At 63.5% G+C, this 13,606-nt stretch carries 9 protein-coding genes; 4 read left to right on the forward strand and 5 right to left on the reverse strand.

The features are described from left to right. The 3 genes from KSS93_RS24060 to KSS93_RS24070 all read left to right on the forward strand — a co-directional run bounded on the left by KSS93_RS24060 (nucleotide 1) and on the right by KSS93_RS24070 (nucleotide 5,482). Entirely contained in the window at nucleotides 1-2,970 is a 2,970-nt protein-coding gene (locus KSS93_RS24060; protein WP_217886278.1) for a membrane-targeted effector domain-containing toxin, read from the forward strand. Between the two features lie 120 nt (nucleotides 2,971-3,090). Further along, nucleotides 3,091-4,962, forward strand: coding sequence for an LTA synthase family protein (locus KSS93_RS24065; protein ID WP_217886279.1), 1,872 nt, complete (start codon nucleotides 3,091-3,093; stop codon nucleotides 4,960-4,962). Nucleotides 4,963-5,008: 46 nt separating this feature from the next. Further along, complete coding sequence (locus tag KSS93_RS24070; RefSeq protein ID WP_217886280.1) at nucleotides 5,009-5,482, forward strand: OsmC family protein; 474 nt, start codon at nucleotides 5,009-5,011, stop codon at nucleotides 5,480-5,482. An 86-nt stretch (nucleotides 5,483-5,568) separates the two neighbouring features. On the opposite strand, the gene KSS93_RS24075 is transcribed toward KSS93_RS24070, so the two are convergent. From KSS93_RS24075 to KSS93_RS24095, 5 genes are all read right to left on the reverse strand, one after another. After that, nucleotides 5,569-7,149, reverse strand: coding sequence for a phage tail sheath family protein (locus tag KSS93_RS24075; protein WP_217886281.1), 1,581 nt, complete (start codon nucleotides 7,147-7,149; stop codon nucleotides 5,569-5,571). 230 nt (nucleotides 7,150-7,379) lie between these two features. Continuing rightward, nucleotides 7,380-8,957, reverse strand: a complete 1,578-nt coding sequence (gene guaA, locus KSS93_RS24080) for a glutamine-hydrolyzing GMP synthase (protein ID WP_217840080.1) — start codon at nucleotides 8,955-8,957, stop codon at nucleotides 7,380-7,382. A 77-nt stretch (nucleotides 8,958-9,034) separates the two neighbouring features. Further along, nucleotides 9,035-10,504: an IMP dehydrogenase gene (guaB, locus tag KSS93_RS24085; protein WP_217886282.1), complete on the reverse strand. Its 1,470-nt coding sequence runs from the start codon at nucleotides 10,502-10,504 to the stop codon at nucleotides 9,035-9,037. A gap of 187 nt (nucleotides 10,505-10,691) precedes the next feature. Continuing rightward, nucleotides 10,692-11,243 (reverse strand): sugar ABC transporter ATPase, encoded by a 552-nt coding sequence (locus tag KSS93_RS24090; RefSeq protein ID WP_217886283.1) that lies wholly within the window; start codon nucleotides 11,241-11,243, stop codon nucleotides 10,692-10,694. A gap of 51 nt (nucleotides 11,244-11,294) precedes the next feature. Continuing rightward, nucleotides 11,295-12,050: a sulfite exporter TauE/SafE family protein gene (locus tag KSS93_RS24095; RefSeq protein ID WP_217886284.1), complete on the reverse strand. Its 756-nt coding sequence runs from the start codon at nucleotides 12,048-12,050 to the stop codon at nucleotides 11,295-11,297. A gap of 173 nt (nucleotides 12,051-12,223) precedes the next feature. Here KSS93_RS24095 and xseA point away from each other — a divergent pair, with 173 nt between their 5' ends. Continuing rightward, the gene (gene xseA / locus KSS93_RS24100; RefSeq protein WP_217886285.1) at nucleotides 12,224-13,603 is read left to right on the forward strand and encodes an exodeoxyribonuclease VII large subunit; all 1,380 of its coding nucleotides are present in this window, start codon (nucleotides 12,224-12,226) and stop codon (nucleotides 13,601-13,603) included. The last annotated feature ends 3 nt before the right edge of the window (nucleotides 13,604-13,606 follow it).

A 13,606-nucleotide genomic window follows, 5' to 3' on the forward strand; every position in this document is an offset into this window, starting at 1 on the left:
ATGTCGCTCGAAACAACGCCCAATGCCGACAAGACGGCGCTGCAGGCCCTGGCCAGCCAACTGACCGACGACTGTCCGGACATGCGCCAGATGGCGCGCGAAGTCGCGCAACAGGTTCTGGACCGTAACGGCATCCACAAACTGGACCCGGATAACGTCTACCTGCACCGTTTCGCCACCGCTTCCAGCAGCCCCAGGACTTACTCGGGCTGGCAGCATTTCGAAACCCCTTTCGAGTCGCTGACCCTGCCGCAACTGGTCATGCACCGTTTCAATGCCAACGATTCGGACAACGCCGACCTGCTCAGCTACCTGGTCGGTTTCTACACCGACGGGCCAGACAAGGGCGAGTACGACGAGCGCAACGAAGTCCGCCTCGACGCCAGGCAGGTGCTGGAGTACTTCTGGAGCATCGACTTCGCCAGCAACTTCAAGCAGCGTCTCAAGGCATTCTGGGCCAAGCATTACAGCGACTTTCGCACCCTGGCCAAGCTCAATTTCCTCAGCAAGGTGCTGGAGGCCTGCGCCGAAAACCCGGGTTCGGCGCTCGCCAAATGCTGCGCCGAGGCATCTGCTGCCCTGGTCGGCGGGCAGTTCTGGCCACCCTCGCAAGAACAGTTGCTTCGCGAGGTAGCCCCGGACAAGGCAAAGGTACGCCTGAGCGCCTTGGACATCGGCGGCCACGTAGCGACCGATATCCTGCGCATAGTCATGACCGATGGCCGGCAACTGCTGTACATCCCCAGTGAAGTCGATGCCCTGCAGCTCTTCCCTGACGAACAGGCGCTGTACTGGTGGGTACTGACCCACAACAATCAAGTCGAAAACCGCGCCCGCTTCATGGGCCACTTTTCCCTTGCCGACCGCGAGGAAAGCCACGCAGGCGTCGGGCTCAATCACCTTGTCGACCTGCTGTACCAAAGCTGGGGGCGGGACGACCATAGCGGGCTGAACACCTCGGACCTGACGATCACTGGCGATGGTTTCAGCTGGCTGCGTGACAAGGCTCAGCAACGCATGCAGGATGATGTGCATTTTTCCCTGCGCTCGAATGCCGACCTGCGCAAACAACTGTGGATCGGCTACCTCAACGCATTCAACAAAGTGTTTGCCCCAATGGCCGCCGTGGACTGGCCGGTCGCCCTGGTGGTGGTTGGCGCCGGCCTGGCCACCACCGGTTTGAACGTCGACCAGGCAATCAATGGCCACACCACAAGCGAGCGCAGGGCCGGGGTAGTCGGGGCGATCTTCGCGGCGATCGACACCCTGTTCAACGCCACATTCCTGCTCGGGGCACCCGGCAAGCCACTGGCAGAGATTGGCGAGGGCGAAAACGCTGTGCCGGCGCCAGAGGAACCCATCGGGCCTGAAGAAAGCGGGCCCCATGAGCAGGACCAGCCCATCACCCCCGCCCAACTTGAGCACTGGGTACCCCGGCCCTTCTGGCCCGGGGACCGCGCGCAGTTGCTGGCCCCATTTGAAACCAACGTGATCATTACAGGGGAGCCTGGAACCGGGAATCTTGCAGGTGTTTATGTGCAAGACGGCCAGTTTCACGTGCTGATCGACGAGTTGCCCTATCAGGTCCGCTACGTCGGCGAGCTGAAAACCTGGGTCATCGTCGACCCCGAAAATCCGTTTTCCTTCTACAAATGCCAAGGCATTCGCCTGGACGCCGATGGCCAATGGCACCCTGTTGAACGCGCCGGCCTCAAGGGCGGCATGCTCTCGCGGCTCAAGGCCTGGGGGCGAACGCCCGCCCCCGCCGAATTGCCAGCATTGCCCGAAAACCAGTACGAAATGCCACCGGCGCTTCATGCACACCTGCGCAATGCCGACAGGCCAGTGCTCAGTGGTGACCATGTAAGCTTCAATCTGGATATGCACCAGGCCGTTGTCACGTTCCGCAAGGTGCGCCAGCAGCTGGCCACCGATGCGGCAGAGTTCATGAAGGCGCCTGACCTGCCGCCGCGCCCACCAATACCGGAACCTGTCGAAAACATGACCACCAAGGCCCTGCTCGGGAAAATCTACGACAACACCAACGGCCTGGTGATCGGCGAGTCCCACAGCGAAATGGGCAGCAAACGCTTCCTGATCGACAACATGGCCCTGCTGCGCAAGATGAAAGTGAAAACGCTCTACCTCGAGCACTTCCAGACCGACTTCCAACAGCCTGACCTCGATGTATTCAATCGCACCGGTGAAATGCCCGAAGAACTGGATAGCTACATCACCGGGCAGGATCACGGGCATATGACCGATGAGTCGGGCCGCTACACGTTCCGCCAGGTGCTGGTACAGGCACAGAAAAACGAAGTGCGGATCCAGTCCATCGACTGCATGACGAGCTACAGGCAGGAAGGGCAACCAAACCCGGCTTCACGCCAGGAAATGATGAATTTCTACGCCCATCGCATCATCCAGGCCGATCAGGCCTTGCGTGGGCCAGGCAGGTGGGTGGCATTGGTCGGCAACACCCACAGCAATCTGTTCGAGGGTATCCCCGGGCTCGCCGAACTGGAAGGCGCCATTGGCCTGCGCGTCGAGGATGCCCCCATAGGCCAGCCGGACCGCCTCGATACCGACCCAGGGCTGACAGTGAAATATAATGGCCTGAAATGGAAGGGCGAGGGTGAGCACTTCCAACGAGTCAAGGGCGACCTTCGGTTACGCGCTGGTGTGTCCTCGAAGCCCTCTGCCGCCAGAGGCTCGGAGCCCACTGCGGTCCAGGACTTCGAAACGTTGCTCAGGCGCCCCGGCGACTACACCATTGCCGAGGAGGCTGGCGACTCCTATGTGATCAACAGAGCGCGTGATCGGTCGCTGCGACGCACCCTGATCAAAATTGAAGGGCGCTTCATCTACGTGGAGCAGCCGGATTGGCCGACGATCCACGAACGTCGCCTGCAGCAACCTGCCGAATTGCACGCACTGCTACGCGCGCGCGGCATGCGCTATATCAGCTGATGGCCCACGCAGGCCGGCAGGCCAAAGCCTGCCGGCCTGCGTGACTGCTTGCCCAAACAAGCACAGGCTGCTTAAGTTCAAGCGTCGCGACTGCCTAACCCATTCCGAGGCTTGGCCAACATGCAAAAAGGCAATACTCCATTGCAGCTGGCCCTGCTGGCCGCCGTTTCACTGCTACTGCTGCCAAAGGTCATCCTGATCAGCTATTTCGCCAGCCGCTGGGTCGATACCGACCCGGTCAGCATCGGCCTTTATCTGCTGCAGGACCTTCTGCTGGCCGCGCTGGTTTACCTGCTGGCGATCACCTTGCTGCGCAGGGTGCGTTACAGCTGGCTGCCGGTCAGTGCCTGCTGCGGCGCCTTGCTGCTGCTATTGCTGATCGACATGCGCGTGCGCGAACTGTGGCTCAAGCCGCTGGACTTGAAGCTGGTGCAATACAGCCTGGAGCATGCGGGCAGCCTGAGCTCGGGCGCCGAGGTGTTTCTCAACCAGTTGGCCGGCTTTGGCTTCACCTTCCGCTTCATTGTTTTCATGCTGTTCCTGGCCTGGCTGGGCACCTGGCTGCTGGTGGGCCTGGCCACCCGCAGGGCGCGCAAATACCCATCAGCGCCCATGACCGGCAGCGGCAAGCTGGCGCTCATCGCCGTGCTGGCAGGCCTGCTGCTGGGCGCGGTGCTTGCCCGCGACGCACGCTACGACCTGAACCAGAACATCGCCACCCGCCCGCTGATCGAGGCACTGCGCAGCACCGGCCTTGGCCGCGACAACACCGCGCAGAACCTGCTGCCCTTCGAACAGCCCGCCTACCCACTGTCAGCCATCAACGCACTGCCCAGGTCCGAGATAGCCCCAGCCTTCAAAAACCTGGTGTACATCGTCATGGAGTCGGTGCGCTGGAACAGCACCTTCGGCCCCAACGTCGACACCACCGAACGCTACCCCACCTTCGCCAGGCTCGCCCGCGAAGGCATGCTGACCAAGGCCTACGTCACGGTGCCGCACTCCTCCAAAGGGTACTTCTCGATCTTCACCGGGCTGCACGCCTACCCCGGTGTGGAAATCAAAGAAGCCATGCACCTGTACCAGCCCGGGGTGATCCACGCGCTCAAGCAAAAGCGCAACATGGAGGCCGTGGCCTTCAGCTCGCTGTACCTGCAGTTTGAAAACATGGACGGTTTTCTCAAGTCCATCGGCGTATCCAAGGCCTACGCCGTCGCCGACATGCTGCCCGCCAACGCGGCGGCGCAGCACAGCAGCAGCTTCGGCGCCAGCGACGAGCAGCTGTTCCTGCCCAGCATCCCCTACCTGCAAGCCATACAGCAGGCGGGCAAGGGCTTCATCGCCTTGTACTTCCCAAGCGCTGCCCACTACCCCTACGACTGCCCGGGCAACCGTGTGCCCACCTCGGAGCTGGACAAGTACGAAGCCTGCATCGAGACCACCGACGCGTTGATCGGGCAGATGCTCGAAGGCTACGACAAAGCCGGCCTGCTCGACTCGACCCTGTTCGTGCTGGTTGGCGACCACGGCGAGTCGTTTGGCGAGCACGGCATGTTCATCCACAACTCGTCGATGCACGAAGAAGAAGTGACCGTGCCGCTGATCTTCTGGGCCAAGGGCCAAACTCTGCCCAAGCCTGAATCGGGCGTCAGCCAGCAGACCGATATCGCTCCCACTGTGGCGGATTTGTTCGGCGTCACCGATGAAAGCTTCAAGGTGCAGGGCATCAGCCTGCTGCGGCCCCACGGCAGGCGGGCGTTCTTCATGGCGACCTTCTTCGACCGGCTCGCCAGCGCGCTGGTGGAGCCCCCGCACAAGTACATCTACGAATACAGCCCGGACACCCTGGTGCGCTACAACCTCGACGACGACCCGTGGGAGAACAAACCCCACCTGGTGACCGGCGATGAATTCACCGCGACGAAAAACCGTTTGCTGTCCTACGACGCCTATCAGAAGGCGTTTTTCGCCAAGGCCCCCGAACAGCGCTGAAGCTGTGCAATGATCGCGGCTCCATAAATGCTCGCAAGGAAGGGACATGAAGGAACACCACTACGCACTCACCCTGAACTGGACCGGCAACACTGGCCAGGGCACCAGCAGCTACACCGCCTACCAGCGCGACTACACCCTCGAGATCACGGGCAAGCCCAGCCTGCACGGCTCGGCCGACCCGGCCTTTCGCGGCGACCCCGCGCGCTGGAACCCCGAGGACATGCTGCTGGCCTCGCTGTCGGCCTGCCACAAGCTGTGGTACCTGCACCTGTGTGCGGTAAACAAGGTCAATGTGCTGGCCTATGTCGACCACCCCGAGGGGCGCATGGTCGAAGGCGATGCCGAGCGCAAGGGGCACTTCACCGAAGTGGTGCTGCGCCCGCAGGTGGTGGTGAGCAGTGATTCGGATGCGCAGATGGCGCTGCGGCTGCATGAAGATGCTCACCATGAGTGCTTTGTTGCCAACTCGGTGAACTTCCCGGTGCGCTGTGAGGCGGTGATTCGGCGCGAGGGTTGAATACCGGGCGCACGAGCGCCCTGCATCTGAGCTACGCCATTGCTTCGATGCACAGCTCCAAGTAATGGCGTGCTTCCCTCAGCAGATCAGACACTGGCTGCCTGCTGTTGCTGGAAGGTAATGACGATGAACTCGGCCGGGCGTGCCACTGCCACCTCGACCGTGACACCCAGGTAGCCGTTAAGCAGGTCATCGGCCGTCATGCTTGAGCCCAGCCCGACACTCACCTGAAACGCATCCGCCGGCGCCGCACCCTGCAGGCCGCCCTGCTTCCAGATATCGGTGAGAAAGCTTGTGATCATCGTCTTGACCGCCCCCCAGGTGTTGGCGTTGTTGGGCTCGAACACAAAGGCCCTGGTGGCGAGCTTGATCGACTGTTCAAGGAAGGTCACGGTCCGGCGCACCGGCACGTAACGCCAGTCCTGGCTGTTGCCATCAAGGGTGCGCGCACCCCAGACGAGAATGCCCTGGCCGCTGAACAAACGGATGGCGTTGATCGACTTGCCCGACACCGGATCGACGTTGAGATTGGCCTGCTGCGGGTCAGACAAGTTGATCGGCAGGCTGACCGCACCGACGATGCTCATGTTGGCTGGCGCGTTCCAGACGCCGTGGGTGTTGTCGCTGAGCGTATACACCCCGGCCATGGCGCCACTGGCTGGCAGCATATTGGCGCACGCAAGGACATGCTTGACGATCTGACCATAGAGCGGGCAGGCATTGAGCAACGCATCTTGCAACTGGCTGTTGCTCATTGGGTTGGCCGGCGGCTTCTCGATGAGGCCCAGCAAGGTAGCCACCGCAGCATTGGGCGCGGCCGGCGGGTTGATCAACGCTGCCAGTTGCGCGATGTCGCCACCGAACAGGTTGGTGAAGTCGATATCGCCCTGCTGCATGATGGTGGTGCCGATGAACGGGTAGTAGCAGGTGCCGTAGTTCAGCCCGTTGTTACCGGTGTTGTTGCGAAAGGCCTGGATATCCTGGGTGTAACGGACGGGGTCGGGATTGGCGCCGCCGATGATGTCGAACACGCACAGGGCCGTGCCCATCTCCTCTGCCTGCAGCAGCATGCCCTGCATGAGCGTGGCGTTATCGGCCCCGGCCAGCAGGGTGGCCTCCGGGCAGATGTACAAGGTCGGCTCGGGCTGGTTCAGCAAGGTAGCCAGGCCGCGCTGCAGGTCGGCCAGTTGCACGTTGGGGTTGACCCACTGCGCAGCCGGGTCGCTGACTGGCTGCTTGCTGGGCGGGCCATAAGGGCCGACGGCGACGATGTACGCATCGCCGCCACCGTTCTGGTAGAACAAGCGGATGCTGTTATAGAGGTAGTAAAGGGTCGCGGGGTCAGGCAACACCGCGTAGTACACCCCGTCGATAACCAGGTAGTCACCTGAGGCGGGCTGCCCCTTCTGTGCCACCAGGTAGTACTGCGGGCTGTACTGGCGCGCCGGGTCAGCCGGCGGCGGCGGGTTGTCCAGCATGAAACAGGCCTGGAACTCGGCGAACGAAGAGACCTTCACCGCCTGGTTGTAACAAGACTGGCCCTGATACACGGCACGGGGCGTGTAACCGATGAAGGCCGGAACCGCAGTCGCGACCGCCACCACGCTGGCGGCTTGGGCGCTGGCCCCGTTGATGTACACGCCGGGTGTTGCATAGGTGGAGGCCATGGCTCGTCCTTGTCGGTAGAAGGAGTGGCAAGGCCGGCCGCAATACCCAAGCTGCTGCAAAGCCATTGCCGGATCGCTGTGAACTGGCCTGGGGTATCGGTGATAAAGCAGTCACTGAAACCCCAAGGTTCCAGCAAGCTAGCACAACCATGGCTCATGGCCATACCTGAACGACAAAAGTGACCACGCAGATACAACAAGGGCGCCTTGCGGCGCCCTTGTGGCTCAACTTATTCCCACTCGATGGTGGCCGGCGGCTTGCTCGACACGTCGTAAGTAACGCGCGAAATACCTTCGATTTCGTTGATGATGCGCCCGCTCACGGTCTCCAGCAGCTCGTAAGGCAGGTGCGCCCAACGTGCGGTCATGAAGTCCACGGTCTCGACGGCGCGCAGCGCCACGACCCAGGCGTAGCGACGGCCGTCGCCAACGACGCCCACCGACTTGACCGGCTGGAACACCACGAAGGCCTGGCTGGTCTTGTGGTACCAGTCGGCCTTGCGCAGCTCTTCGATGAAGATGTGGTCGGCGCGACGCAGGATGTCGGCGTATTCCTTCTTCACTTCACCCAGAATGCGCACACCCAAGCCCGGGCCCGGGAACGGGTGGCGGTAGACCATGTCGTACGGCAGGCCCAGTTCCAGGCCGATCTTGCGCACTTCGTCCTTGAACAGCTCACGCAGTGGCTCGACCAGCTTGAGGTTCATTTCCTCCGGCAGGCCGCCGACGTTGTGGTGCGACTTGATCACGTGGGCCTTGCCGCTCTTGGCGCCGGCCGACTCGATCACGTCGGGGTAGATGGTGCCCTGGGCGAGGAACTGGATGTTCTCCAGCTTGCTGGCCTCGGCATCGAAGATGTCGATGAAGGTGCGGCCGATGATCTTGCGCTTCTTCTCTGGGTCCGCTTCGCCTTCGAGGTTGTCGAGGAACTGCTTTTCAGCATCGGCGCGGATCACCTTGACGCCCATGTTCTCCTTGAACATGGCCATCACCTGGTCGCCTTCGTGCAGGCGCAGCAGGCCGTTGTCGACGAATACGCAGGTCAGCTGGTCGCCGATGGCGCGGTGCAGCAGCGCTGCAACCACCGAGCTGTCGACGCCGCCGGACAGGCCCAGCAGGACGTTGGCCGAACCGACTTGTGCACGTACCTGGGCGATGGCGTCTTCGACGATGTTCGAGGCGGTCCACAGGGCTTCACAGCCGCAGATGTCCTGCACGAAACGCGACAGGATGCGACCGCCCTGCTTGGTGTGGGTCACTTCCGGGTGGAACTGCACGCCGTAGTAGCCCAGGGCGTCGTCGTACATGCCGGCGATCGGGCAGCTCGGGGTGCTGGCCAGCACGTTGAAGTTGCCTGGCATCTGGGTGACCTTGTCGCCGTGGCTCATCCACACGTCCAGGCCCAGTACGCCGTCATCGTCGACGTGGTCTTCGATGCCGTCGAGCAGGCGGCTCTTGCCGACCACGTCGACACGGGCGTAGCCGAACTCGCGCAGCTCGGAACCTTCGACCTTGCCGCCCATCTGCTCGGCCATGGTCTGCATGCCGTAGCAGATGCCCAGTACCGGCACCTTCAGGTCGAACACCGCTTGCGGGGCGCGCGGGCTGTTGGCTTCGTGGACCGACTCGGGGCCGCCGGCCAGGATGATGCCGCGCGGGTTGAATTCGCGGATCGCTTCATCGTCCATGTCGAACGGGTGCAGCTCGCAGTACACGCCGATTTCGCGCACGCGGCGGGCGATCAGCTGGGTGTACTGGGAACCGAAATCGAGGATCAGGATGCGGTGAGCGTGAATGTCGAGGGCCATGACTCAATCTCGTCAGTGGAAATCGGAAACGACGCGGGGCTGTTCGTGACAGCCCCGTTCGGTTATTGCTTGAAGCCTCAGCCTACGCGGTAGTTAGGGGCTTCTTTGGTGATCTGCACGTCATGCACGTGGGACTCGGCCATGCCGGCACCGGTGATGCGCACGAACTCAGGCTTGGTACGCATCTCTTCGATGGTCGCGCTGCCGGTGTAGCCCATGGACGAACGCAGGCCGCCCATCAGCTGGTGGATGATCGCGGCCAGGGCGCCTTTGTAAGGAACGCGGCCTTCGATGCCTTCCGGTACCAGTTTCTCGGCACCGGCCGAGGAGTCCTGGAAGTAACGGTCGGACGAGCCTTGCGCCTGTGCCATGGCACCCAGCGAGCCCATGCCGCGGTAAGCCTTGTACGAACGGCCCTGGAACAGCTCGACTTCACCTGGGGCTTCTTCGGTACCGGCGAACATCGAACCCATCATCACGCAGGACGCACCGGCGACGATGGCCTTGGACAGGTCACCCGAGAAACGGATGCCGCCGTCGGCGATCAGTGGCACGCCAGTGCCTTCCAGTGCGGCGGCAACGTTGGCGATGGCGCTGATTTGCGGCACGCCGACACCGGCAACGATACGGGTGGTGCAGATCGAGCCTGGGCCGATACCGACCTTGACTGCGTCGGCGCCGGCTTCGGCCAGGGCCTTGGCGGCAGCGCCGGTGGCGATGTTGCCACCGATCACCTGCACTTGCGGGTAGGTCTCTTTGACCCAGCGAACGCGGTCGATCACGCCTTTGGAGTGGCCGTGGGCGGTGTCGACGACAACCACGTCAACGCCGGCAGCAACCAGCGCGGCAACGCGCTCGCCGGTGTCCTTGCCGGTACCGACCGCAGCGCCGACGCGCAGGCGACCCTGGTCGTCCTTGCTGGCCAGCGGGTAGGCCTTGGCCTTTTCGATGTCCTTGACGGTCATCATGCCCTTGAGGGCGAACTTGTCGTCGACGATCAGGACTTTTTCCAGGCGGTGCTTGTGCAGCAGCTCGCGGACTTCGTTCTTGTCGGCGCCTTCGCGCACGGTGACCAGACGCTCTTTGGGGGTCATCACGTCGCGGACCTTGGCGTCCAGACGGTTTTCGAAGCGCACGTCACGGGAGGTGACGATGCCGACCAGGTCGCCGTTTTCCAGCACTGGCACACCGGAGATGTTGTTCAGGCGGGTCAGCTCGAACAGGTCGCGCACGGTGGCGTCGGCGTCGATGGTGATCGGGTCCTTGACCACGCCAGCCTCGAACTTCTTGACCTTGCGCACTTCGCCGGCCTGCTGCTCGATGGTCATGTTCTTGTGGATGATGCCGATGCCGCCTTCCTGGGCCATGGCAATGGCCAGACGCGCTTCGGTCACGGTATCCATGGCGGCGGAAACCAGGGGAATGTTCAGCTCGATGCCACGGGTCAAACGGGTCTTGAGACTGACTTCATTGGGCAGTACCTCGGAGTAGCCAGGTACAAGGAGGATATCGTCGAAGGTCAGGGCTTCTTGGCTGATACGCAGCATCGCGGGGGCTCCCGGGCGGGAAAAATGGAAGCGCGCCATTATACTCATGCAAGGCGCGCCGCTCAATGCAAAATAAGGGCCTTCGGTCCAGTTTTGGCTGTTGTGGCCTCCTCGCCGGCAAGCCGGCTCCTACAGGGCGTAGCGCATTGCCTGTAGGAGCCGGCTTGCCGGCGATGGGGCCGTCGAATCAGCCTACCTTCACCTGCACCACAGCCACCGGCTGGTCGAGCCAGTCGGCGAAGCTGTCGAGAAAGGCCTGGGTAAACCCGGCCTCGCCCCAGTTGTTGAAGATGAACCCAAGGTTGGAAAAGGCACATGGCTGCAGGTAAATGAAGCCATTGATGTCATCTTCGAAGCCGCACAGCGGGCAGGTGAAGTTGTCGCTCACCGCCGGCATCCACTCCTCCAGGCTCTCGAACAGCGGCTCGCCCACCTCGCGCCGGCACTGCGGGCAGCCGGCCTCTTCAAGAAAACCTTCGGTGGGGGTGTAGATGCAGCGCTTGAGCATCACCTCCAGGCCGTTGACCGGGTTGCCCAACGGCAGTTTTTCCGGATGCAGGGCCACCTTGCGGGCACCTGTGGCCAGGGCATGGCCCATGCGGTTGCCGGTACGCCCGCAGGTGCTCAGTTGCTCCTCGACGACTTTTTCGCGCACCAGCCAGCGCAGGATGGCCCGGGCACGGGCTTCGTGCACCGGCACGGTGGACAGCTTGGGAACGATGATGCTCTGGGTGTTCATGAACGGGGCAAGCCTGCAAAACAGCGGTAATGGCGCAATTCTACCGCCTGCTCAGCCGCTCAGGTAGCGACCGATCAGCGCCAGGCCGCTGGCCAGCACCAGCCAGGTGACCAGGCGCACGAAGGCTTCGCGGGACAACTTCAGGGTCAAGCGCCTGCCGACCCACAGCCCGACGAACATCACCGGCAGCAGGCAGGCCGCCAACCACAGCAGGCTGCTGTCGGCATACACACCAGCGATCAGGAACAGCGACAGGCGCACGATGGTGCTGCAGCTGATCAGCGCGCTCTGGGTGGCGCGCACCTGCTCTTTCACCCCCAGCCGGGCGCTGAGGTAGATGGCATACAGAAAGCCGCCACTGCCGAACAACGCACCGAACAGCCCGCCCACGGTGCCCATCGGCAGCGCCCACAGCCCGGACAACCTGGCCGGGCGCACCTTCACCGCCAGCCCGTAGATGGCGTAGGCGGTAACGAACAGCCCCATCAGCAACAGCAGCAGGTCGGATTTGAGGTGCAGCAGAAACACCACGCCCAAGGTGCAGCCCACCGCCATGCACGGCAGCAGGCGCAGCAGTTCGCCGCGCACCACATCCTTGCGTGATGGCAGCAGGTTGCCGAAGGCGGCGACAAAGTCCAGCAGCACCAGCAGCGGGATGATCCGCGACAGCGGCATGAAGTGAATCAGCACCGGGCCTGCCACCAGCGCGGTACCGAACCCGGCAATGCCGAAGACGATGTAGGCGGCGGCGATGGCCAGCAGGATGGGAATCCATTCGAGGGGGGTGAGGGCGAGTTGGCTGAGCATGGGCCGATTCCTTGGGCGACCGGCACAGGTTAGCCTGCCTCACCCCATCGCCGGCAAGGGGGGGCACCTCGCCACATGCTGTAGGAGCGGGCTTGCCCCGCGATCACCGGCAGCGCCGGTGCCATGCCACTCGACACAGACAACCGCCCCGCATGTCCTTTATGATGCCCGCCATGATCAGAGACCCCTTCGAACGACTCGGCCTGGACCGCGAGGTCCTCACCGTCAGCCAGCTCAACGGCCGCGCCCGCGTGCTGCTGGAAGACGTGTTCCGCAGCGTCTGGGTGGAAGGCGAGATTTCCAACCTCGCCCGCCCGGCCTCCGGGCACATGTACTTCACCCTCAAGGACAGCGGCGCGCAAATTCGCTGCGCGCTGTTCCGCCAGAACGCCGCCCGCGTGCGCCAGGCCCTGCGTGACGGCCTGGCGGTCAAGGTGCGCGGCAAGGTTTCGCTGTTCGAGGGCCGTGGCGACTACCAGCTGATCCTCGACACCGTCGAGCCTGCCGGCGACGGCGCCCTGCGTCTGGCGTTCGAGGCACTCAAAGAGAAGCTCGGTGCCGAGGGCCTGTTCAGCACCGAGCGCAAGCAGCCGCTGCCGGCCCATCCGCGGCGCATCGGCATCGTCACCTCGCCCACCGGCGCGGTGATCCGCGACATCATCAGCGTGTTTGGCCGCCGCGCGCCGCAGGTCGAGCTGAACCTGATCCCCACCGCCGTACAGGGCCGCGAAGCGATCAACCAGATCGTCCGCGCCCTGCAGATGGCCGACCGCCAGGGCTTCGATGCGTTGATCCTGGCCCGCGGCGGCGGCTCGCTGGAGGATTTGTGGTGTTTCAACGAAGAGGCCGTGGCCCGCGCCGTGGCCGCCTGCGTGACACCCATCGTCAGCGCCGTGGGGCATGAAACCGACGTGTCGATCAGTGACTTCGTCGCCGACGTGCGCGCCCCTACGCCGTCCGCCGCCGCCGAGTTGCTGGCCCCCGACAACAGCGGCCTGCAGCAGCGCCTGGACAGCCTGCAGCGGCGCCTGCTGCTGCGCATGCAAAACCGCCTGGCCCATGACCGCCTGCGCCTGGACGGGCTGGCCCGGCGCCTGCGCCACCCCGGCGAGCGCCTGCGCCAACAGGCCCAGCGTCTGGACGACCTGGACATGCGCCTGCGCCGCGCCTTCATGCTCGGCATGCAGCGCCGCCACGAGCGCCTGGGGCGCATGGACATGCGCCTGGCCGCGCAGCACCCGGGGCGCAACCTGAAAATGCTCCAGCAGCGCCTGGACACCCTTGCCGCACGCCTGCCACGGGCCATGCGCGAAGTGCTCAAGGACCGCCGCCAGCGCTTTCAGGCGCAACTGCAGACGCTGCAGGTGGTCAGCCCCCTGGCCACCCTCGCCCGCGGCTACAGCATCCTGCTCGACGAGCGTGGCCAGGCCGTGCGCAGCGCCGCCGATACCCGCAACGGCCAACGCCTGACCGCACGCCTGAACGAAGGCGAACTGAAGGTGCGGGTCGAGGACAACCACCAGACCCCGGTCACCCTCTCGCTACTGGACTGACAC

Origin of the sequence: Pseudomonas xanthosomatis (genome assembly GCF_019139835.1) — a bacterium.
In the GTDB taxonomy this organism is placed as follows: domain Bacteria; phylum Pseudomonadota; class Gammaproteobacteria; order Pseudomonadales; family Pseudomonadaceae; genus Aquipseudomonas; species Aquipseudomonas fakonensis.

Excerpts from the sequence above, each read along its gene's own strand:
- KSS93_RS24060 (WP_217886278.1), top strand. The coding sequence starts at position 1 with ATGTCGCTCGAAACAACGCCCAATGCCGACAAGACGGCGCTGCAGGCC.
- KSS93_RS24075 (WP_217886281.1), bottom strand. The coding sequence starts at position 7,149 with ATGGCCTCCACCTATGCAACACCCGGCGTGTACATCAACGGGGCCAGC.
- KSS93_RS24090 (WP_217886283.1), bottom strand. The coding sequence starts at position 11,243 with ATGAACACCCAGAGCATCATCGTTCCCAAGCTGTCCACCGTGCCGGTG.
- xseA (WP_217886285.1), top strand. The coding sequence starts at position 12,224 with ATGATCAGAGACCCCTTCGAACGACTCGGCCTGGACCGCGAGGTCCTC.
- guaA (WP_217840080.1), bottom strand. The coding sequence starts at position 8,957 with ATGGCCCTCGACATTCACGCTCACCGCATCCTGATCCTCGATTTCGGT.
- KSS93_RS24095 (WP_217886284.1), bottom strand. The coding sequence starts at position 12,050 with ATGCTCAGCCAACTCGCCCTCACCCCCCTCGAATGGATTCCCATCCTG.
- guaB (WP_217886282.1), bottom strand. The coding sequence starts at position 10,504 with ATGCTGCGTATCAGCCAAGAAGCCCTGACCTTCGACGATATCCTCCTT.
- KSS93_RS24065 (WP_217886279.1), top strand. The coding sequence starts at position 3,091 with ATGCAAAAAGGCAATACTCCATTGCAGCTGGCCCTGCTGGCCGCCGTT.
- KSS93_RS24070 (WP_217886280.1), top strand. The coding sequence starts at position 5,009 with ATGAAGGAACACCACTACGCACTCACCCTGAACTGGACCGGCAACACT.